Below are 18,758 nucleotides of genomic sequence, written 5' to 3'. Positions count from 1 at the left end.
AAGGGATGTCTCATGACACGTTCCAAGAGAGGAAAAGGAATCGGCGCGTCATGCCTGGGGGTGCTGGTTCTTCTGGCCGGATACGCGGCTTCCGCGCAGCCCGCCGGCCCGGCGGTGTCCCACTCGGCGCTGGTGGAGACCTCCGCCGTCGCGCCGGGGCAGACCTTCCGCGCCGCCGTCACGTTCTCCGTGGACAAGCCGTGGCATGTGAACGCGCGTCATCCCCTGGACGAGTTCCTGATTCCCACGCTGGTCACGTTCCCTGCGGACAGCCCGTTCCGCGTGCTGCGGGCGGCCTATCCCGAGGCCGTCATGATGACGCTGTCCTTCTCCCCGGAGCCTCTGGCCCTGTACGAGGGCACCTTCGCCGTCGGCATCGAGGCGGAAGCCCCGGCAGGCCTCGCGCAGGGAACGTACCCCCTGAAGGGCACGCTCCAGTACCAGGCCTGCAATGACAAGATGTGCGCGCCCCCGGCGGAGGCCGAATTCGCCGTGGAGGTCACGGTGGCGGCGGCGGCGGGGGAGAAGACCGCCGGGTTCCCCGAACTGAACTGGGACCAGGCGGAGAATCTTGCGGAGCGTGTTGAGTCGGAAGCAGGGGAGACCGCCACACCGGCGGAGCCCGTCGCCGCATCGGACGACTGGCGCGCCCTTGCGGAGCGCTTCACGGTGTCGGGCCGTCTGGACGGCTATGCGGACAAGGCGGGGTTCCTGGCCTTTGTGGAGGCCGCCGAAACCGGGGAACCCGCCGGAGGCGGGTTTGCGGGAAGGGGCTTCCTGCCCATGCTGCTGCTGGTGGTGTTCGGCGGACTCCTGCTGAACCTGACCCCCTGCGTGCTGCCGCTGATCCCCATCAACGTCGCCATCATCGGCGCCGGGGCGCGGGCGGGCAGCAAGACGCGGGGTTTCCTGCTGGGCGCGGCCTACGGCGCGGGCATCGCCCTTGTCTACGGCGGCCTCGGGCTTGCGGTGGTGCTGGGGGTCAGTTCCGCCTTCGGCGCGATCAACTCCACCGTGTGGTTCAACGCCGCCATCGCGGCCCTCTTCGTGGTGCTCGGCGTCGCCATGTTCGACCTGATCCAGATAGACTTCTCGCGGTTCCAGGCGCGGCTGGGGGTGCGGCGCAACGAGAACGGCAGTTTCCCTGCGGCGCTCTTCATGGGCGGGGTCTCCGCGCTGCTCGCCGGGGCCTGCGTCGCCCCGGTCGTCATCTACACCATCCTGCACGCGCAGGACCTGTACAGCCAGGGACACCGGGCCGCCGTGCTGCTGCCCTTCCTCTTGGGCGCGGGCATGGCCCTGCCGTGGCCCTTCCTGGGCGCGGGCCTCTCCTTCCTGCCCAAGCCGGGCAAGTGGATGACCTGGGTGAAGTACGCCTTCGGCTTTTTCATCCTGGGGTTCGCCGCATACTACGGGCAGTTGGCGTGGTCCCTCTCCGGCGCGCCGCAGGCGGCGGACGCGTCCGCCGGCGGCTGGACGCCCAGCCTGGAGGAGGGGTTCCGGCGGGCGCTGGACGAGAAAAAGCCGGTCATCGTGGACTTCTGGGCCACCTGGTGCAAGAACTGCTCCCTCATGGACAAGACCATTCTGAAAGACGACGAGGTGCTCTCGCGTCTGGAGGGGTACGTCAAGGTCAAGTACCAGGCCGAGAACCTGACGCAGTCCCCGGCCCGCGAGGTGACGGGGCATTTCCAGGTGCTGGGCCTGCCCACCTTCATCGTCCTGACCCCGAAGGAGTGAGGTGTCCATGGCGCAGCTGGCGCTTGAGCATCTGCTGACCATCAGCGGCTTTCTGCTCGCCGTGGTGCTTGCCGTGCGCGTGCTGCAGGAGCGCCGCCAGCCCGGCGGCACCCTCGCCTGGCTCATGGCCATCATCCTCATCCCCTATGTGGGCGTGCCGCTCTACCTCCTTATCGGCGGCAGAAAGGTACGCCGGGCCGCCCGCAAGAAGGCGGTCCTCTACACCGGCGACCCGCCCGCCCCCTCCGGCGGGGAGGGGGAATCCGGCGCCGGGGGCGTGTGGGGGCCAGGGGTGCCGCCCCCGCGTTCCGGGAACACCGTGGACATGCACTTCAACGGGGAGACCGCCTTCTGGCGGCTCATGGGCATGATCGAGGAGGCGGAAAAGTCCCTCCACGTCATGACCTTCATCCTCGGCCGGGAGGAAACCGGCAAGGCGCTGACCCGCGTCCTCGCGCGGAAGGCCGCCGAGGGGGTGGAGGTCCGCCTGCTGCTGGACTCCCTCGGGAGCATCTGGGCGAGCGGGGCCTTCCTCCGGCCCGTGATCGAGGCGGGCGGGCGCGTGGCCACCTTCATGCCCGTGCTGCCCGTGCAGCGCCGGTGGTCGGCCAACCTCCGCAACCACCGCAAAATCGTCGTGGCGGACCACCGCGTCGCCATGGTGGGCGGCATGAACCTCGCCTCGGCCTTCATGGGCCCCACGCCCGACCCGCGCCGCTTCGTGGACATGGCCTCCTTCCTGGAGGGGCCCGCCGTCGCGGACATCGAGCGGGTCTTCTTGAGCGACTGGTACTACGCCACCAACGAGGAGTTGGAGTTGCCCGACGCGGCGGACGCCGCCGAGGGACCCGGACCGTCCCGCATCCAGGTGGTGGCCAGCGGGCCGGACGTGCCGGAGGACACGTTCAACGACGCGCTCCTGGGCGCGGTCATGGACGCCCGCCGGCGGATCTGGCTGGTCACGCCCTATTTCATCCCCGATGAGGCGTTTCTCAAGCCGCTCGAGGTGAAGGCGCGGGGGGGAAAGGACGTGCGGGTCGTGGTGCCGCTGCGGTCCAACCACCGCCTCGCCGACATCGCCCGCGGCCCCTCGCTGCGCGCCCTCGTCCGCGCGGGCGGAAAGGTCTACGGGTACCCGGGCCGCATGGTGCACGCCAAGGCCATGATCTTCGACCACACCCTCGCCATCACCGGAACCCCCAACCTCGACATGCGCAGCCTCTACCTCAACTACGAGATCGCCCTGTTCCACCACACGCGCGGCGAGGTGGACCGCGTGGCGTCGTTCTTCTCCGGCCTGGAGAAGGGGAGTGTGCCGCTGGGGGAAAAGCCCGTAAGCCCCAGCCGCGCCTGGGCGGAGCAGCTCTGCCACCTCATTTCGCCGCTGCTGTGAAGACCTGTGTCAGAAGACCGGCCATTGGTTCCCCCTTGAGAAGACCGGCCATTGGTTCCCCCTTGAGGGTGGGTTTCAGAGCGCTGAAAGCGCGGCATTCAATAGCCCGGGGCGCAAGCCCCGGGAAACGCCCCCCCCGCCGCCGGAGCCCCGAAGGGGCGGCACAAAGACCTTCCGCCTATGTGCCGCGCTTTCAGCGCTCTCTTAGAACCCAGGCTTGTCTCCCTCCCCGGGGCTCACGCCCCGGGCTATTGTATGGCGCGCCTTCGGCGCTCCGGAGCGCTCGGGAAGGAAAAACGAAGAAGCCCCTGTGCGTGCTGAAGGTATTGTTGTCGGGCTTTTTGTTCAGGTGATGCCATATGCCCGCTCACAGAATGAGCATCACGTCCCCGTAGGAGTAGAAGCGGAAACGGTTGCGGACGGCGTGGGCGTAGGCGTCCATGGTCAGGTCGCGCCCCGCGAAGGCGCAGACCAGCGCCAGCAGGCTCGACTTGGGCAGGTGGAAGTTGGTCTGGAGGATGTCCACGCCCCGAAAGGTGTGCGGGGGATGGATGTAGGTGGTGGTCTGGCCGGCCCCGGCGTGGAAGCGCCCGTCGCGCCACTGCGTCTCCAGCACGCGGGTGGCCGTGGTGCCTACCGCCATTACCCGGCCGCCCGCCGCGCGGGTTGCGTTCAGAAGCTCCGCCGTGTCCTCCGGAAACTCGAAGTCCTCCGGGTCCACCCGGTGGTCCTCCAGCCGCTCCGCCGTGATGGGCTTGAAGGTGCCGTAGCCCACATGCAGCGTGAGATGCGCCCGCCGCACCCCCTTCGCGTCGAGGGCGGCGAAGACCTCGGGGGTCAGGTGGAGCCCCGCCGTCGGCGCGGCCACCGCGCCGGGCGTCCGCGCGAACACGGTCTGGTAGCGGACCGCGTCGCCCGCCTCCTGCGTGTCCCGGTGGATGTAGGGGGGCAGGGGAATCTCGCCGATCCGCTCCAGGGTCTCCACCACGTCGGGCCGGTCAAAGCGGACCCGGCGCTGCCCGTTGGGGAGCGGCTCCAGCACCTCGGCGCGGATGCCCCCCGGAAGCAGGACCGCAGCCCCGGGGCGCACCTTGGCCGACGGGCGCACGAGGGCGGCCCATACGCCGGGGGCCTCCTCCCGCAGCAGGAATATCTCCACCGCGCCGCCGCTCTCCTTGTGGCCGTGCAGCCGCGCGCGGATGACCCGGGTGTCGTTGAGGGTCATGCAGTCGCCGGGACGAAGCCACGCGGCGACATTGCGGTAGACATCCTCGGTGAGGGTTCCCGTGGCGCGGTCCACCACCAGCAGGCGCGATCCGTCCCGGTCCGGGCAGGGATGCTGCGCGATCAGCTCCTCGGGAAGGGCATAATCCAAGTCGGCGACGTTCATGCGGCCCCTACCACTCACAGCCGCAGTCGCGGCAGACGTGGGCCTTGTCCCCGTCGTCGGGAATCTCCCGCGCGACCGCGAGGAGGATGACGTCCTTCACCAGCCCCAAAAGAAATCCGAGGAAGTCCTTGGGTTTCGCCGGGACGGGGGGGAGGGTCTCGATGTCCTTGCCGCCGCATTCGGGGCAGACCGTCCCCGCCTCCACGGCGTCATAGTAGCTTTCCAAATCCGCGTCGGGCTCGATGCCCAGCTCCTCCAGATCACTCCGCTGCTGGCCGGCCTCCACCCAGGCCACCGCCCATGCCAAGAAAGGTTCCGGTACGAACACACGCAGACCACGTTCTGGGCCTTTTCCATAGAAGTACGCGCGGGGGATAATGCTCGGAACCGAAAAGCGGTAAGGGACGCTGTGGCTTTCGAGAACCCCGGCAAAGACGTCCGCCTCACCCCTGTCCGCGAAAAAGGTCACCTCGTGCCACGGCGTCTCGGACCAGTCGGCGTCCACCCCCCCGAGGGCGGCACCGTCAAAAGCCTCCAGTTCCGCGACACGCGCCTCGACATGCCGCCGGAGCACTTCCGCCGCCGCAGGGACATCGGAAGGGCCCACGCACACCCCCACGGGCGCCTCGTTCTCCCCGCCCTCGGTCCAGGCGCGGACACCCACGGCGGCCAGCGCCTCCAAGAAGGGCGCGGCGGCCCGCTCATGGCAGAAACTGGTCAGAAGGACGCTTTGGGTGCCGACTGGCCGGGAGGTTGGGCTCATGAACGGCCCCGTTCCGGGTATTTGCCCAGGGCGCGCAGGGTCTCAATGCACAGGTCCGGACGGTTGGTGATGAGGGCGTCCACGCCGCAGTCCACGCAGCGCGTCATCTCCGCCGGGTCGTCCACCGTCCAGGCGGCGCTGGTCTTGCCCGCCGCGTGGAAGGCCGCGATGCGTTCCGCCGTCACCGAATCCTTGCTGACGTTGAACCCCGCCACCCCGATGCGCGAACCGAACATCACGAAGCGCTCCCACTGCCCCGGCTTCTCGGGGTCGTCCGCGCCGAGAAATTCCGTGCGCAGTTCGGGCATCTCCGCCAGGGCGATCACGCAGACCACAGGGGAGAAGGACTGAAGAACCACCTGGTCCTTCATGCGCCGGGCTTTCACCGCCTTCAGGACTTCCCGCGTCAGCAGGAGGTTACGGGTGCCGTCCGCCTCGATTTCACGCATCATCGCCCGGCGCAGGGACGCCTCATCCCCCTGCCAGTCCTGCGCAAGGGCCACGAGCTTCTCCGTGAGTTTGGCGTCCGGCCAGTCGCTTTTCACCTCCAGATAGACGCCGATCTTCCCCCTGGCGAAGTCCAGCGCCTGCTCCAGCGAGGGGATGCGCTCCCCGGTGAACTCCGCGCCCTTCCACGCGCCGACATCCGCCTGTTGGAGGGACTCCAGGGTGCTCAGGGGCACCACCCGCGGGTTTTCGTTGGCCACCCGCTTGAGGTCGGCGTCGTGGATGACCGCCAGCTTGCCGTCCTTGGTGAGGTGGCAGTCCAGCTCAAACCAGTCGGCCCCCATCTCAAGAGCCTTGGAGAACGCCGCGAGGGTGTTCTCCGGGGCATAGGCGCTGGCGCCCCGGTGGGCGATGACCGCCACGGCCCCCTCGGGCGGCCCCGCGTGGAAGGTGGTGGCGCAACCCGCCAGGGTCAGCAGGGCGACGGGGGAGAGGTACATGCATGGTCTCATCTGAATACTCCTTGTGCGGCCGTCGGGAACGGCGTTTACTCCACCGGGCCCAGGGTGTAGGTCATGCGCACCCGGGCGGTGCATTTGATCTGGGGAACCTCCCCGGGCTCCACGGCCGGCTCGTCCTCCCAGGCGACTTCCAGAATCTCCGCGGAGCCCACGGCGTAGATGGCGCTGCGCACCGCGGTGGCCACCGCCTCCGCCTGCGAGTAGGCCACTTCCACCGCCTTGGCCACCGCCGCGTCGGCAGTGAGGTCACGGTCCGGGGGCAGAAGCTTGGGCTGTACCAGTGTGGCCCCCTGCGCCGCCGCCAGGGCGGACATTTTGTCGCAGAGCAGCCCGTACTGCACCGGGCCCGTGCTGGGCGTGTTCATGGTGGTCATGAGAAACTCGGCGCGCACCTGTGCCCAGACACACGCGGAGTCGAGGTTGGTCAGCAGCGGCGGCACGGAGGACACCACGGCGGGCTGCACCTCCCCAGAGCGCAGCAGTTGCTGCATTTCCGCAATGAAGGCGCCGGCGGACTCCACCGCGCTTTTAACATCCGGGCCCTCGAAGCGTTTTTGAAACGTGAACAGGACAGAGCCGGGCACGGTCAGGGCGGTGCCGACCCCGGTGTTGATGACCACGGGCGTGTCCGCCGCGCGGCCCGCCGCGGGCAGCAGCAGGAGGGTCAGCACCATCACGAACCGGAACAGGGGGGACTTCATGGCGGGTCTCCTTGAAGAGTGGGTCATGCCGGAGGGGCGCCGCACAGGCACAGTGCCCGCACTTCCTCGTCGCCCGGGCTCCGGCCGTAACCGCAGACACCGAACACCTCGAAACGCCGCACCCCCGCGGCCGCGGCGCCGTGGATCCGCTCCAGAACGGCGCGGTGGGGGGCGAACATCTCGTCAAGCACAGGGCCGTGGAACTGCTGAAGCCAGGCGAAGCGCGCCTCCGGCGCGTTGGCCGGGGGCACCTCGTCCAGCCGGTGCTCCAGCCAGGGAAGCCACTCGTAGAACTGCGACGGCATGGCATCCAGCAGACGCCACTTGGCCTCGTCCACGCAGTCTATGGGCACTGCCAGGTCCGCCTGAAACGGCGCCTCCCGCGAGAAGGGGTCGGTCATGTAGAGGAACACCGGGTTGGTCTCCAGCGCGGGCTCCTCGGGGCACACATGGGGCACCGTGACCATGAACGCCGCGTCCTGAACCAGGACGCCCGTGTAGCGGTGGTCCGGATGGTAGTCGTAGGGCCGGTGGCAGAGCACCACGTCCGCGCGGCAGCGCCGGATCAGCCGCACCATTTCCCGGCGCAGCTCCAGGGTGGGCATGAGCTCCCCGTCATGCACGTCCCACGTCACGGCCTCATAGCCGCCCCTGCGCGCGGCCTCCAGCGCCTCCGCACGGCGGCGGACGGCCAGCTCCGGAAGGGGGGTCTCGTGGTGGCCCGCGTCGCCGTTGGTCAGCGAAACCGCCGTCACCCGGTGCCCGGCGGCGGCCCACCGGATCATGGACCCGCCCGCGTAGAACTCGGCGTCGTCCGGATGCGCGCCCGCGCACAGGATGTTCATTGCGCCGCGCCCTCGCGGACGAAGTTCACCCGCACGGGGTTGCTTTGCAGCACGGTGCGGCTGGCGGAGGTCGCCGTCGCGGGGTCCAGCCCCGCCTCCGGCGCGCCCGCATCCATCAGAAACGCGTCCAGTTTCCCCACGACGAGCATCGTGTCGGGAACAGGGGTCAGTCCCTGCATCAGGTCCACGTCCACCGTGAGGGGACGGGCGGCGGCGGGGGCCGCCGGCGCCGCCGGCCCTTGTGCGCCCACGACCGTCTCCAACGCGGGGGCAAGGGGGGCATCGTCCCGGTACACCGCGCCGCGCAGCACCACGGGGCGCTCCGCGAAACCCCGCTGCGGCTCCAGCGTCATGCGAAGCGTGAGACTGGCAGGGTAGGGGGGGCGGACCGTCACGGTGCAGAGGGCCAGCCGGTCCCGCGCCGTCTTCATCTCCTCCACCGTCACCTCCGCGGGCAGACCCTCGGGGGGCACCGTGGCCGCCACCACGATGCTGCTTTCAACGTCCCCGATGTCTATCACTGCGGGGCCGGGCGCCGCCTCCGGAGCCTGCGGCGCGGCGGGCGGCGCATCCGTCCGCCTGGGCCCCGCAGAGGGGGGCGCGCCGCCCTGGGAGCATCCGACCGGCAACAGCACGCAGGCCGCCAGGGCCAGAAAAACGATCAACCGCATGGTGTTCTCCTTCCAGCGCGGCGGGCGTCCGAACCGGATGCCCGCCTGCGCCGCGCATTCCATCAAACCACAACCGCGGCGGTTGGGGCAAGCATTGCCCGCCCGGGTGGCCGCCGCGCGCATGGGTATGATACGCTTTTCGGGCAAAGGAGTCCCGCGGGATGGACGACACGCGCGCATACGTGAAGGTCAATGTCGAGGAACAGGACCAGGAGCGCAGCATCTGCGGGTTCCGGCAGCGCATTCTCAAGAAGGAGGACGGGGCCCCTGCAAGCATCACCCGCCTGCGGACGGACCACGCGCAGCCCCACTGGCACCGCCGCACGGACGAGTATTACTTCATTCTGAATGGGGAGGGCGTGATCATCATTGACGGCGAGGAGGTTCCGGTGCGCCAGGGGGACTGCGTGTGGATACGGCCGGGGCATGTGCACCAGTCCGTCGGCGACCTGGAGTCGCTGATTATCGGGGTGCCGCCGTTTGATTATGATGACGTGGTGACGGATCCCCCCTCCGGCGCGGACCGCTGAGACGGCCCCCGCCGAAAACGCGCCCCAAAAACGGCACGGTCCCGCCCGGGCGCATTCTGGAAGGCACGCATGAAGAAAGAGAAGTCTGAGAAGAGGAAACCCGGCGGCGCGGAACCCGAAAGGGAGCGCGTCTTTGTGCCCGCCTGGATGACCTACGCGGGCGTCGCCGCCGTGGCCGCCGGCCTCTGGCTGATGCAGCGGGGCAACACGGGCGTTCCGGGCACCTCCGAGGGCATGTGGTATTCCGGGGCCGTGGTCACCGCCCTGGGCGCGGTCGGCTGGCTGACGGCGGGCATGACCTGGCGGCAGACCGTTGAATGGACCCGCGGCGGCCTGATCGCCCTCGCGCTGGCCCTGGCCTTCCGCTGGGCCGTCGCCGAGCCCTACCGCATCCCCTCGGGTTCCATGGAAACCACCCTGCTCGGCGATCCGGGCTTCGGCAAGGGTGACCGGGTCTGGGTCAACAAGTGGGTCTACGGCATCCGCGTGCCCTTCATGAACAAGCGCCTCTATTACGGCAGCCCCCCGCAGCGCTGGGACATCGTCGTCTTCAAGACTGTCGAGAAGGACGCCGTTTTTAAAACGCTGGTCAAACGCATCGTCGGCATGCCCGGCGAGCGCATCCAAATCCGCAACGGGACGGTGTATGCCGATGGAAAACCGCTGACGCCGCCTCCGGGCATGCCGGAGGACCTTTTCTACACCGCGCCGTTTGAGGGGCGCTACGGCGTCCTCCCCGGCGACGAGTATTCCATGGTCCCGGAGGGGCACTACCTGCTGCTGGGCGACAACAGCGCGCACAGCCGCGACGGACGCTGGTTCGGATGGGTCCCCAATGAGCACCTCGTGGGGCGCGTCGCCTGCATCTGGTGGCCGCCCCCCCGCTGGCGCGATTTCACGGGCTTCTCCGGCACCCTCTGGTGGCGCGTCTCCGCGACGCTGGTCGTGCTGCTGACCCTGGTTCGCCTGCTGGTGGGCCGCCCCGTGACCGCTCCGACGGCCGGCGGGGGGCAGCGGTGGCGCTTTGCCCTCGCCCTGGCCTATGGGTTCCGGGTGCCGCTCAGCCGCCTCTGGCTGCTGCGGTGGGCGCGCCCCCGGCGGGGCGACCTGGTGCTGGCGTCGGCGGTGGCCGACAAGAGCCAGGAGGTCTCCTTCACCGGATGGGTCGCCGCGCTGCCCGGCGAGCGGGTCGCCCTGGAGGACGGCCGTCTGCTGGTGAACGGAAAAGAGCGTCCGCTCCCCGTGCCGGCCCTGACGGCCGAGGACGCCGCGGCGGCCCCCTACGGGCGGCTGCGCGCCCCGGAGTACGCCCAGGTTCCCGAGGGGCACTACTTCCTGCTCGCACCCGTCAAGGCCGGGGAGCAGGGCGACAGCAGGTCCCTGGGCTGGGTGGCGGAGCGGGACATTGTCGGCCGGGTCGGCGGGTCCGCCTCCGGCGGGGCGGAGGGATAGGCGCGCATCCGGGGAGCCCGGACATGTTCGGTGTCTACATACACATTCCCTTCTGCAGGACGAAGTGCCCCTACTGCGATTTCGTGAGCCTGCCGGTGAAAGGCGACCCGCCGGATGCGTTCGTGGAGGCGCTGTGCCGCGAAATCATGGCGTTTGACGGGCCCGACCGGGCGGACACCCTCTTCTTCGGCGGGGGAACCCCCTCCCTGGTCCCGCCCGCCGGCTTGGAGCGCGTGCTGGACGCCGTGGCGCGCCGCTTCCTTGTCGCGCCCGACGCCGAAATCACCCTGGAGGCCAACCCCGACGACGTGACGGCGGACAAGGTCTCCGCCTGGCGGGGGCTGGGCTTCAACCGCCTGAGCCTGGGGGTGCAGAGTTTTGACGACCGGGTGCTCGCCTGGCTCGGACGGCGCCATGACGCGGAAGGCGCGCGCCGGGCCGTCGCGCGGACGGCGGCGGTGTTCGACAACTGGAGCATGGACCTCATCTTCGGCGGCAGGCCGCATGACGCGTGGGGGGAAACCCTGCGGGAGACGGCAGCCCTGGCCCCGCCCCATGTGTCGGCCTACGGCCTGACCTTTGAGGAGGGCACGCCCTTCGCCGCGCGGCGGGACCAGGCGGTGGACGAGGACACCGCCCTGGCCCTCTACCGGGCGGCGCGCCGGGCGCTGGCGGCCCATGACCGCTATGAAATCTCCAACTTCTGCCTGTCCGGCCGGGCCTGCCGCCATAATCTTGTCTACTGGCGCAACGGGGAGTACGCGGGGTTCGGCCCGGGGGCGTACTGTTTCACTGGAGGGGTGCGGGCGCAGAATCCGTCGGACTTGGACGGGTATCTGCGCGCTCCCGGAGAAAAGTCCGAAGCGCTGGCGCTGACGCCTCCGGAAATCAAAGTGGAGACCCTGATCCAGCATTTCCGGCTGCGGGAGGGGCTGACGGCGGACAGCTACCGGGAACGCTTTGGCGCGTCCCTGGAGGCGGATTTCGGCGCGGTGCTGGCGGGCCTGAAGGGAAGGGGGCTCCTGGAATGGGACGGGCGCGCCGCGCGCCCCACCGTTGCGGGCTTCGAGCTGAACAACGAGATCGGGCTGGCGCTGGTGGGGGAGGGGGCGGAATGACCCTCTACCGCCTCTCCCTGCGCTCCCTGCGGTTTCCCCCAGCCGAACATGCGGACGGGGACGGCCTCCTGGCAGTGGGCGGGGATCTCAGCCCGGAAAGGCTGTTGGAGGCGTACCGCCGCGGCATCTTCCCCTGGTACAGCGAGGACACGCCCATCCTCTGGTGGTCGCCCGACCCGCGCCTGGTTTTCTTTCCCGGCCGGGTACATGTGTCCCGGCGGCTGGCGCGCACCCTGCGTTCGGGCCGCTTCGAGGTGACGGTGGACACGGCCTTCGCCGAGGTGATCCGCGCCTGCGCCGAGACGCCCCGGGAAGGGCAGGACGGGACGTGGATCCTTCCGGAGATGGCCGCAGCCTACATCCGGCTCCATGAGGAGGGGCACGCGCATTCCATCGAGTGCCGCGAGAACGGCGCGCTGGTGGGCGGACTCTACGGCATCTCCATCGGGGGGTGCTTCTTCGCGGAATCCATGTTCCACCTGGCACGCGACGCGAGCAAGGCGGCGCTCGCGGCGCTCTCGGCGCTGTGCCTGCGGAGGGGGCACACCCTGATTGACGCGCAGATGCCGACGGCCCATCTGGCGTCCATGGGCGGGGTGGTCATGCCGCGGCGGGAATACCTGGGGCGGGTGCGCGCCGCGACCGCCGAACCGGCCGCGGCGGGGGCCTGGGTTCTGCCCCCGGACTGGGTGGCCGCGGCGGGGGTCAGGGAATAGCGAGCTGCGGCTGCATTTCCTTCGTGAGCCGCTCGATCTCGGCGGCGTGGGCCTTGTCCGCCATCTCCGCGAGCGCCTCCTGCTCCAACCCCTTCATGCCCGCCTGCACGGCGCTGTTCAGGTCCTCGGTGAAGCCGCGCCCGCTGTAGGTCGGCGCGCTCCCCTTGAGGGACTGTTTCCACTGGTTCAGCAGGTCGCGCACGTCGCGGAGGCCGCGGGTCCGCTGCTGCGCCTCCGAGGGAAACTCGTCCGTCACCTCCTGGTAGGCGGCCTCGGCCTGCTGCAGGAAGCTGATGGCCTCCGCGTAGTACGACCGCGCGGCCTCCTGCTCGGCCATGGCCCGCAGCTCGTCCGCCCGGCTGAGGGCGTCCCGGTGGGCCGCCTGGCGGCCGTCGCGGGCGGTGATCTGCGCCTCGGCCTCCAGCCGTTTGGCCTCGGCCTCGGGGTGCAGCGGGTTGGCCTTGGCGGCGGCGGCAAACGCGTCGCGGGCGTCCTCCAGCCGCCCGTCCTGCAGCAGCCCGTTCCCCTTGCCGACATAATAGTCCGCCACCTTCTTGGCGACATCCTTGCGGTCCGGGGCGGCCGCCAGCACGGTCTCATAGGCGGCGATGGCGCGGTCCTCGTACCCGGCGGCCAGCAGCATGTCGCCGACGCGGGCGTCCATGTCCGCCGTGAAGGGGGTCAGCTGCCTGTGGGCGGCCACGGCGGCCTCCAGCTCCTGCAGGTTCCCCCGCTGGATGAGGTAGTCCTGCGCGGCGAGGACGTATTCCTGGAGCTGGGCCTCGGAGACGCCGCCCGGCACGGTGCGGGAGGTGAGCACGGTCCACCAGACATCCGCCACGGCGGCCACAGAGCGGCTCGCATCGGCCGGGAAGGTGGTCGCGGCCACATCCTTGAAGCCCACCCCGTCCTTGTACTGCTTCTCGATCAGTTCGGAGTTCAGCGTCATCTCGCCCTGCAGGCGGACGAAATAGCTCTTCGGGTCCACCTCCTTGCGGGGAAACTCCTTGAGCCGCAGGCCGGCAATGGCGTTGTCCGCGTCGGCGTAGTACATGTTGCGCCAGGTAACCTCGGCCCCCGCCAGGGGCGCCGTGACGGCGCAGATCATCTTGCCCAGAATGCCGAGCCGGTGCGCGAAATACACGTCCACCCGCCCGCGCCGGGCCGCCGACAGGAGGGCCATTTCCTGCTCGATCACCGAGACGGGGTCGGTGGCGAACTCCGGATGGCGCGCCGTGATCTCCGACAGCGGCAGGGCGACGCCCGCGAGGATGTGCTCATCCATTTTCGAAATGGGGGCGTTGCCCGCCTTGGAGACCAGTTTGGCCGCCGTGGTCACAATGGCCGTCTGCGTGCGGGGGCCCCAGGCGTTCGCCGCCGGGGCCGCCAGCACCAGCGCGGCGGCAAGGACCGTCAGAAACGGTGTGGTTCGTCGCATGTCTTCTCTTCTCCTGAAGGAAATCCGGCCGCTCAGGAAGCCTGCATCGTCTGCTTCAACTGGCTGACCAGCACTTCGATCTCATTCACATTCCCGTCCGACCCGGCCGCCCGCCGAAGCTCCAGAAAGCGCTCCAGCTCGCGGACCCCCTCGTCCAGGGCGTTCCGCCCCACCTGCAGGAGGCCCAGTTCCAGATGCGCCGCCGCATAGTCCGGATCGGCCTGGATGGCGCGGCGGTAGGCGTTCTCCGCCTCGCCGGGATTCTCCTGTTTCGCGTGGATAATGCCCTGGATGGTCATCATGCGGGCCGATGCAAGGCCCTGCTCCGAGGCGCGCCGCATCGCGGCCGCCGCCCGGTCCACGTTGTCCGTCTTGAGCAGGAGGGTGGCCATCTGGACGGCGGCCTCCGCCGCGTACGGCCCGGACCCGGACGACACGCGCTCAAACTCCGTGAGCGCCTCATCGCCCAGCCCCGCCTGCTGGAGGGCGAGGGCGAAGAAAAACGCCACGCGGGAATCCTCGGGAATATCCTTTCGGGCCTGCCGGAGCAGCGAAAGGGCCTGCTCATAGGCCCCGTTGCGAAGCTGGTACAGGGACAGCAGGAACCGCACCCGGCCGGGCGCCGTGGGGTTCTTGTCCAGCGACGCCTGCAGCGCCTGCGCCGCCTGTTCGCCCTGCCCCTGGAGACTGAGCACCAGACCGAGCGCCGCGTGGGCGTCCCCGTTGTCCGGCGCGGCGGCCGCCAGCTCGCGCAGAGCCTTCTCGGCGGCCGGCAGGTCGTTCCCCAGGGCCCGGGCCACCCCCGGCATCACGCCCATGGAAATGCCTGTGGCCATTCCCGCGGAGCCCGCGTCATAGATGGCAGACACCTGGTTCCCGTAGTCGTGCGCCGCGCCGAGCGCCGTGACCAGCAGGCGCCAGGCCTTCTGCTCGCCGGGGTGCAGCTGGACCAGTTCCCGCAGCGCGGCGATCTGCCGGCGCAGCCCCTCTTCCCCGCCCATCTTGGCCGCGGCCAGCACCGCCAGATACCCCGGCGCCGGGTCCTTCGCGTCCAGCTTGAGGGCGGCCTCAAACGCGTCGGCGGCCCGCGCGGGCTGCCCCGCCTGCATCAGCAGTTTTCCCTGAAGAATCCGGGCGTCCCGGCTGTTGGGCCGGCTCTCCACCGCCTTCTGCACCGTGGCGAGCGCCTCGGGAATGTTCCCCGCCGCCGCCTGCGACCGCGCCTTGGCCACGGGGTCCCCCAGCAGCCACGCGGCGCCCAGTACCAGTCCGGCCACCAGTGCCGTCACGCAGACCCCGACAGCCAGCCACTTCAGCACGGCCATCACCGGGAAGGGGGACCTGGCGCCCCGGTCCTTTTTCTCCCCCGTGGCCGCCACGCGCTGGCCCGTGAGCAGATTCGTGCCGCAGGCCACGCAGATAATGTCCCCCCCCTGCACCTCGGCGCGGCAGTTGGGGCATTGCTTTCCGGGGGAGGGGGCGATGGCCCCCTGCTTCAGGGGCCCCCCGCAATGGGGACAGTTGCGGTTTCCCGCCGGCGCCTCTTTTCCGCAAAATGGACACTGTGTCAATTCAGCCACGGTTCGTCCGCCTTCCATGTTGTCGCCCGCCGCGGGCGGCTTACAGATCGTCCGGGGGAAGCTCCACTCCGCACCCGGGGCAGCGCCGCGCGTCCACCCGGTTCCGCTTCCCGCATCCGGGGCATTTTCTGGCAAAGAGGGACGGAACGCTCACGAGCATCACCACGGCGATGATGCCCGTCATCACCACGAGATAGCCCGTATAGTGCATGGCGCACGCCTCTAGGTCACGGCCCCGAAACCTTCGGTCCGCTCTCATTACGGGTATTATACACGGAAGCCCCGTTTTCGCCAACCCCCCTGTCAAGAAAAAATCCGGTGACCGGGCATTCTTCCATCGGTTCAACTTGTTCTTTATGAGCATGTTAGGGAAGTCATGAAACACTGGCCGGGCGCGACGGCAATTGCGGCAATTGCGCAAGATGCGAACATGCAAACAAACAATCTCCGCCTGGGAAGAACCGACACCCGGCACAGCCGTCCAACCCTGCCGGGACGGTGAACTGGGACGGCGCCCCCGCGTCTACTTGCGGCGCTGGTTTTCCAACCGCTTCAGCCGCTCATCCTCCGCGCGCACCTCATCCGCGTATTTCCTGCGGCGGTACTTGTGGAGGTAGTCCTCCGCGCCCTGTTTCTTGTCCTTCTTGGCAATCGGGGTGCCGTCGGGGTTGTACCTCGGCTTGGGCTTGTGCTGGGTGGACATGGGACGGTACCGGAAGACCACCACCAGGACAATGACCACAAAGCACGCCTCCATGTAGAGAAGCCAGGCAGGCTCGTACAGGGAGCGGTCCCAGAACGAAAAGAGGGGGGTCGTCCAGTCAACCTGTTCGGAAGGCGTCCCGTCGGGACGGAGCGCCTTCATGGAGGAGGTGACCTTGAACCAGGCCGTCACCAGGACAAGCAGATGGACCACCCCGTGCATCAGGGAAAGGTAGACGGAAATCTCGAGCAGATACAGAATCAGCGGCACGGTGTACTTGCGGCTGAAGTACAGGAAGGGGAGCCCGATAGCGGCGCCGCCGATGTACTGGATCTTGTACTCCGCGAGGTGCTCAAACACCGGGTTAAGCAGCTCCAGATAAAATTCCATGAACACCTCCACAGGCGGAGCCCCGACACGGGGACACCTGCCGCCTTGTTTCCGCACTCCGGTTATTCTAACATGTGGAAAAGAAAAAACAACGCGCCGGCGCGCACGATTCCATCCCGAGCCGCCGTCAAAGGAACCCGACACATGAGAGACATGGCGCGCAGAACGTTTCTGGGGGCGGCCGTGGCGGCCGCCGCCGCCAACCTGGCCGCGGCGCAGGAGGGCGCGGGGAGCCCCCCCGCGCGCATCGGCATCATCGGCACAGGCAGCCGCGGGCAGAGCCTGCTGGGAACCCTGCTCTCTTTGCCGTCCGTGGACGTCCCGGCGGTGTGCGACGTGGACCCCGCCGCCGCCGACGCCGCCGCGGCCCTGCTGGCCGCCGCGGGGCGCCCCGCCCCAGAGAAGTACACCGGCGGACCGGAGGACTACCGGCGGTTGCTGGCGCGGGACGATCTCGATGCGGTGATCATCGCGACGCCCTGGGACTCCCACGCCGCCATGGCGGTGGACACGATGCGGGCGGGGAAGTACGCGGGGGTCGAGGTGCCCGCGGCACTCACGGTGGACGAGTGCTGGGCGCTGGTGAACACCAGCGCGGAGACGGGCGTCCCCTGCATGATGCTGGAGAACTGGTCGTTCCGCCGGGACAACCTGGCCCTGCTCCAGATGCGCCGCGCGGGCCTCTTCGGCCACCCGGTCCACGCGCACTGCGCCTACGCCCACGACTGCGTGGAGTGGTTCTGCACGCCGGACGGAAAACAGTCCTGGCGGGGCGCCTTTCTGGAGAAACGGAACTGCGACCAGTACCCCACGCACAGCCTGGGCCCCGTGCTGAGCTGGCTGGACATCGGCTGCGGCGACATGTTCGCCTCCCTCACCTCCACAGCGACAGGCGCCTTCGGCATCAACGCGCATTTCGCGCGGAAGCAGGGCCCGGACCACCCCAACGCCGCGCGGAAGATCATGCAGGGCGACGTGGTCACCACCGTCATCCGCACGCACGGGGGGAAGACGATTGTTGTAAACAACGACATGACCCTGCCGCGCCCCTACGACAACCGCTGGGTGCTCCAGGGAACCCTCGGCATCTACGACCAGCACCGGACCTCGGTCTACCTGGAGGGAAGAAGCCCCGTGTCCCACGAGTGGGAGCCCTTCGAGCCCTACGAAAAGGAGTTTGACCATCCCTGGTGGCGGGAAATGGGGGAGGCCGCCCTGCAGGCGGGCCACGCGGGCACCGACTACCTGGTGCTGGCCTTTTTCGCAAAAGCCGTCCGCGAAAAAAGCGCGCCCCCGCTGGACGCGTGCGACGCCGCCCTGATGAGCTGTGTGGTCGGACTCTCGGAGCAGAGCATCGCGCGCGGGTCCGCCCCCGTGGAATGCCCCGACTTCACCAAAGGGGCCTGGAAAACCCGGAAGCCGTACTTCGGCGTGGTGGAGGGCGCCTAGTCGTTCTGCGGCATTGTGCCGGGTTCCACCAGCGGAACCACCCGGTCGGGGAAGTACGCTGCGGGCACGGACGCGGCCTGCTGCTCCCAGTACGCCGCCCATTCCTCGGCCTTCTCAAAGCGCACCGCCGCCTCCGGCGTGGACCACGCAGCGGCAAGGGCGTCCCGGGAAAGGTTCTGGATCCGCATGTCAGACCCGCGCAGGGCCTGTATGAGCATGGGCGAGGCCTCCCGGCTCCGCGCGGCGGCCAGCCCGCGGCAGGCCGCCATGCGCACCGCGCCCTTCTCGTCCGCAAGCCCCCTCACCAGCAGTTCCACCTCGGCGGGGCTGTGCCCCGCCACCTTGCCCATAAGTTCCAGGCAGGCTTCGCGCAGGGTCTCCTCGGGGTCGCAGGCATGCTGGGACAGCAGGGGACGCACCTTCCCGGGGTCGAACTCAAAGATGAGCCGGATCAGCCGCGCGCGCTTCTGCGGGTACATGTCGGAGAAAAAGAGCAGCATGTAGGGAAGGAGGTCGCTGGTTTTTTGCATTTCGATGAGCTTGCGCCGGCCTTCCGCGCTCAGGTCCTCCAGGTCGGAAAAGAGCTTCTCCAGCGCCGCGTCCACCGCCCCGCGCTGCTGGTAGTTCAGGCCGGTCTGCGCAAGAAGCTCCTCGTCGCGACGTTTCGCCTCCTCCCGCGCCGCGTCCAGATTGCGGCTTCCGTCGCGGTCGTTTTCCTCAATCAGCTGGATCTCGTCCTCCCGCAGCCGGACACGCCGTTTTCCGACCCGGACCGTCAGCATCCCCTCGCTTTTTGACTCCACCACCCCGTCAACGGGCGTGCCGTTTTTCATGTGGATGGTGTCCGCGGGGGACGGGACGGCGACCGCGGCGCACAGCGCCGCCAGGACAACAAACCTGCTCATGCTCAC

18 protein-coding genes are annotated in these 18,758 nt (G+C 69.0%); 7 read left to right on the top strand and 11 right to left on the bottom strand.

Features of this window, described 5'->3' with window-relative positions; genetic code table 11:
* Nucleotides 1-12 precede the first annotated feature (12 nt).
* Both GXY15_15630 and GXY15_15625 read left to right on the top strand, forming a co-directional pair.
* A complete protein-coding gene (locus tag GXY15_15630) occupies nucleotides 13-1,740 on the top strand; it encodes a thioredoxin fold domain-containing protein (GenBank protein NLV42641.1) in 1,728 nt (575 codons plus the stop codon).
* Between the two features lie 7 nt (nucleotides 1,741-1,747).
* Complete coding sequence (locus GXY15_15625) at nucleotides 1,748-3,133, top strand: cardiolipin synthase (GenBank protein ID NLV42640.1); 1,386 nt, start codon at nucleotides 1,748-1,750, stop codon at nucleotides 3,131-3,133.
* 367 nt (nucleotides 3,134-3,500) lie between these two features.
* Here GXY15_15625 and queA read toward each other — a convergent pair whose 3' ends face one another.
* From queA to GXY15_15595, 6 genes are read right to left on the bottom strand one after another with little or no spacing between them, the layout of a single operon-like run.
* Entirely contained in the window at nucleotides 3,501-4,523 is a 1,023-nt protein-coding gene (gene queA / locus GXY15_15620) for a tRNA preQ1(34) S-adenosylmethionine ribosyltransferase-isomerase QueA (GenBank protein ID NLV42639.1), read from the bottom strand.
* 7 nt (nucleotides 4,524-4,530) lie between these two features.
* On the bottom strand, nucleotides 4,531-5,286 hold the full coding sequence (locus tag GXY15_15615) for a hypothetical protein (GenBank protein ID NLV42638.1): 756 nt from the start codon (nucleotides 5,284-5,286) through the stop codon (nucleotides 4,531-4,533).
* Nucleotides 5,283-6,245, bottom strand: a complete 963-nt coding sequence (locus tag GXY15_15610; GenBank protein ID NLV42637.1) for a hypothetical protein — start codon at nucleotides 6,243-6,245, stop codon at nucleotides 5,283-5,285. Before GXY15_15610 ends, GXY15_15615 begins: the two co-directional genes overlap by 4 nt.
* 35 nt (nucleotides 6,246-6,280) lie before the next feature.
* On the bottom strand, nucleotides 6,281-6,955 hold the full coding sequence (locus GXY15_15605) for a hypothetical protein (protein NLV42636.1): 675 nt from the start codon (nucleotides 6,953-6,955) through the stop codon (nucleotides 6,281-6,283).
* 23 nt (nucleotides 6,956-6,978) lie between these two features.
* Entirely contained in the window at nucleotides 6,979-7,800 is an 822-nt protein-coding gene (locus GXY15_15600) for a PIG-L family deacetylase (GenBank protein NLV42635.1), read from the bottom strand.
* A complete protein-coding gene (locus tag GXY15_15595) occupies nucleotides 7,797-8,471 on the bottom strand; it encodes a hypothetical protein (GenBank protein ID NLV42634.1) in 675 nt (224 codons plus the stop codon). Before GXY15_15595 ends, GXY15_15600 begins: the two co-directional genes overlap by 4 nt.
* A 161-nt stretch (nucleotides 8,472-8,632) precedes the next feature.
* Here GXY15_15595 and GXY15_15590 point away from each other — a divergent pair, with 161 nt between their 5' ends.
* The 4 genes from GXY15_15590 (at nucleotide 8,633) to GXY15_15575 (ending at nucleotide 12,287) form a co-directional block, all read left to right on the top strand.
* Nucleotides 8,633-9,001, top strand: coding sequence for a cupin domain-containing protein (locus GXY15_15590; GenBank protein NLV42633.1), 369 nt, complete (start codon nucleotides 8,633-8,635; stop codon nucleotides 8,999-9,001).
* Between the two features lie 69 nt (nucleotides 9,002-9,070).
* On the top strand, nucleotides 9,071-10,453 hold the full coding sequence (gene lepB, locus GXY15_15585) for a signal peptidase I (GenBank protein NLV42632.1): 1,383 nt from the start codon (nucleotides 9,071-9,073) through the stop codon (nucleotides 10,451-10,453).
* Nucleotides 10,454-10,476: 23 nt separating this feature from the next.
* Complete coding sequence (gene hemW / locus GXY15_15580) at nucleotides 10,477-11,571, top strand: radical SAM family heme chaperone HemW (GenBank protein ID NLV42631.1); 1,095 nt, start codon at nucleotides 10,477-10,479, stop codon at nucleotides 11,569-11,571.
* Nucleotides 11,568-12,287: a leucyl/phenylalanyl-tRNA--protein transferase gene (locus GXY15_15575; GenBank protein ID NLV42630.1), complete on the top strand. Its 720-nt coding sequence runs from the start codon at nucleotides 11,568-11,570 to the stop codon at nucleotides 12,285-12,287. The genes hemW and GXY15_15575 overlap by 4 nt, the downstream gene beginning before the upstream one ends.
* On the opposite strand, the gene GXY15_15570 is transcribed toward GXY15_15575, so the two are convergent.
* The 4 genes from GXY15_15570 to GXY15_15555 all read right to left on the bottom strand — a co-directional run bounded on the left by GXY15_15570 (nucleotide 12,277) and on the right by GXY15_15555 (nucleotide 16,398).
* The gene (locus GXY15_15570; GenBank protein NLV42629.1) at nucleotides 12,277-13,725 is read right to left on the bottom strand and encodes a hypothetical protein; all 1,449 of its coding nucleotides are present in this window, start codon (nucleotides 13,723-13,725) and stop codon (nucleotides 12,277-12,279) included. The genes GXY15_15575 and GXY15_15570 overlap by 11 nt on opposite strands.
* Before the next feature lie 32 nt (nucleotides 13,726-13,757).
* A complete protein-coding gene (locus tag GXY15_15565; GenBank protein ID NLV42628.1) occupies nucleotides 13,758-15,305 on the bottom strand; it encodes a tetratricopeptide repeat protein in 1,548 nt (515 codons plus the stop codon).
* Nucleotides 15,306-15,345: 40 nt separating this feature from the next.
* Nucleotides 15,346-15,516, bottom strand: coding sequence for a hypothetical protein (locus tag GXY15_15560; GenBank protein ID NLV42627.1), 171 nt, complete (start codon nucleotides 15,514-15,516; stop codon nucleotides 15,346-15,348).
* Nucleotides 15,517-15,828: 312 nt separating this feature from the next.
* Nucleotides 15,829-16,398, bottom strand: a complete 570-nt coding sequence (locus GXY15_15555; GenBank protein ID NLV42626.1) for a hypothetical protein — start codon at nucleotides 16,396-16,398, stop codon at nucleotides 15,829-15,831.
* A gap of 144 nt (nucleotides 16,399-16,542) precedes the next feature.
* Between GXY15_15555 and GXY15_15550 the strand changes: the two genes are divergently transcribed.
* The gene (locus GXY15_15550) at nucleotides 16,543-17,847 is read left to right on the top strand and encodes a Gfo/Idh/MocA family oxidoreductase (protein NLV42625.1); all 1,305 of its coding nucleotides are present in this window, start codon (nucleotides 16,543-16,545) and stop codon (nucleotides 17,845-17,847) included.
* Here GXY15_15550 and GXY15_15545 read toward each other — a convergent pair.
* Nucleotides 17,844-18,752 carry a hypothetical protein gene (locus GXY15_15545; protein NLV42624.1) on the bottom strand — a complete coding sequence of 303 codons (909 nt, stop codon included), beginning with the start codon at nucleotides 18,750-18,752 and terminating at the stop codon, nucleotides 17,844-17,846. The genes GXY15_15550 and GXY15_15545 overlap by 4 nt on opposite strands.
* Nucleotides 18,753-18,758: the final 6 nt, after the last annotated feature.

The organism is Candidatus Hydrogenedentota bacterium (assembly GCA_012730045.1).
Classification (GTDB): domain Bacteria; phylum Hydrogenedentota; class Hydrogenedentia; order Hydrogenedentales; family CAITNO01; genus JAAYBR01.
The sequence above is the reverse complement of the archived record's forward strand: the minus strand, read 5'-3'. Positions and strand labels throughout refer to the sequence as shown.

Bases quoted from the DNA above. Each gene is read 5' to 3' on its own strand.
- GXY15_15575 (NLV42630.1), top strand. From the start codon at position 11,568: ATGACCCTCTACCGCCTCTCCCTGCGCTCCCTGCGGTTTCCCCCAGCC.
- GXY15_15615 (NLV42638.1), bottom strand. From the start codon at position 5,286: ATGAGCCCAACCTCCCGGCCAGTCGGCACCCAAAGCGTCCTTCTGACC.
- GXY15_15550 (NLV42625.1), top strand. From the start codon at position 16,543: ATGAGAGACATGGCGCGCAGAACGTTTCTGGGGGCGGCCGTGGCGGCC.
- GXY15_15560 (NLV42627.1), bottom strand. From the start codon at position 15,516: ATGCACTATACGGGCTATCTCGTGGTGATGACGGGCATCATCGCCGTG.
- lepB (NLV42632.1), top strand. From the start codon at position 9,071: ATGAAGAAAGAGAAGTCTGAGAAGAGGAAACCCGGCGGCGCGGAACCC.
- GXY15_15600 (NLV42635.1), bottom strand. From the start codon at position 7,800: ATGAACATCCTGTGCGCGGGCGCGCATCCGGACGACGCCGAGTTCTAC.
- GXY15_15625 (NLV42640.1), top strand. From the start codon at position 1,748: ATGGCGCAGCTGGCGCTTGAGCATCTGCTGACCATCAGCGGCTTTCTG.
- GXY15_15555 (NLV42626.1), bottom strand. From the start codon at position 16,398: ATGGAATTTTATCTGGAGCTGCTTAACCCGGTGTTTGAGCACCTCGCG.
- GXY15_15595 (NLV42634.1), bottom strand. From the start codon at position 8,471: ATGCGGTTGATCGTTTTTCTGGCCCTGGCGGCCTGCGTGCTGTTGCCG.
- GXY15_15570 (NLV42629.1), bottom strand. From the start codon at position 13,725: ATGCGACGAACCACACCGTTTCTGACGGTCCTTGCCGCCGCGCTGGTG.
- GXY15_15590 (NLV42633.1), top strand. From the start codon at position 8,633: ATGGACGACACGCGCGCATACGTGAAGGTCAATGTCGAGGAACAGGAC.
- hemW (NLV42631.1), top strand. From the start codon at position 10,477: ATGTTCGGTGTCTACATACACATTCCCTTCTGCAGGACGAAGTGCCCC.
- queA (NLV42639.1), bottom strand. From the start codon at position 4,523: ATGAACGTCGCCGACTTGGATTATGCCCTTCCCGAGGAGCTGATCGCG.
- GXY15_15545 (NLV42624.1), bottom strand. From the start codon at position 18,752: ATGAGCAGGTTTGTTGTCCTGGCGGCGCTGTGCGCCGCGGTCGCCGTC.
- GXY15_15630 (NLV42641.1), top strand. From the start codon at position 13: ATGACACGTTCCAAGAGAGGAAAAGGAATCGGCGCGTCATGCCTGGGG.
- GXY15_15605 (NLV42636.1), bottom strand. From the start codon at position 6,955: ATGAAGTCCCCCCTGTTCCGGTTCGTGATGGTGCTGACCCTCCTGCTG.
- GXY15_15610 (NLV42637.1), bottom strand. From the start codon at position 6,245: ATGAGACCATGCATGTACCTCTCCCCCGTCGCCCTGCTGACCCTGGCG.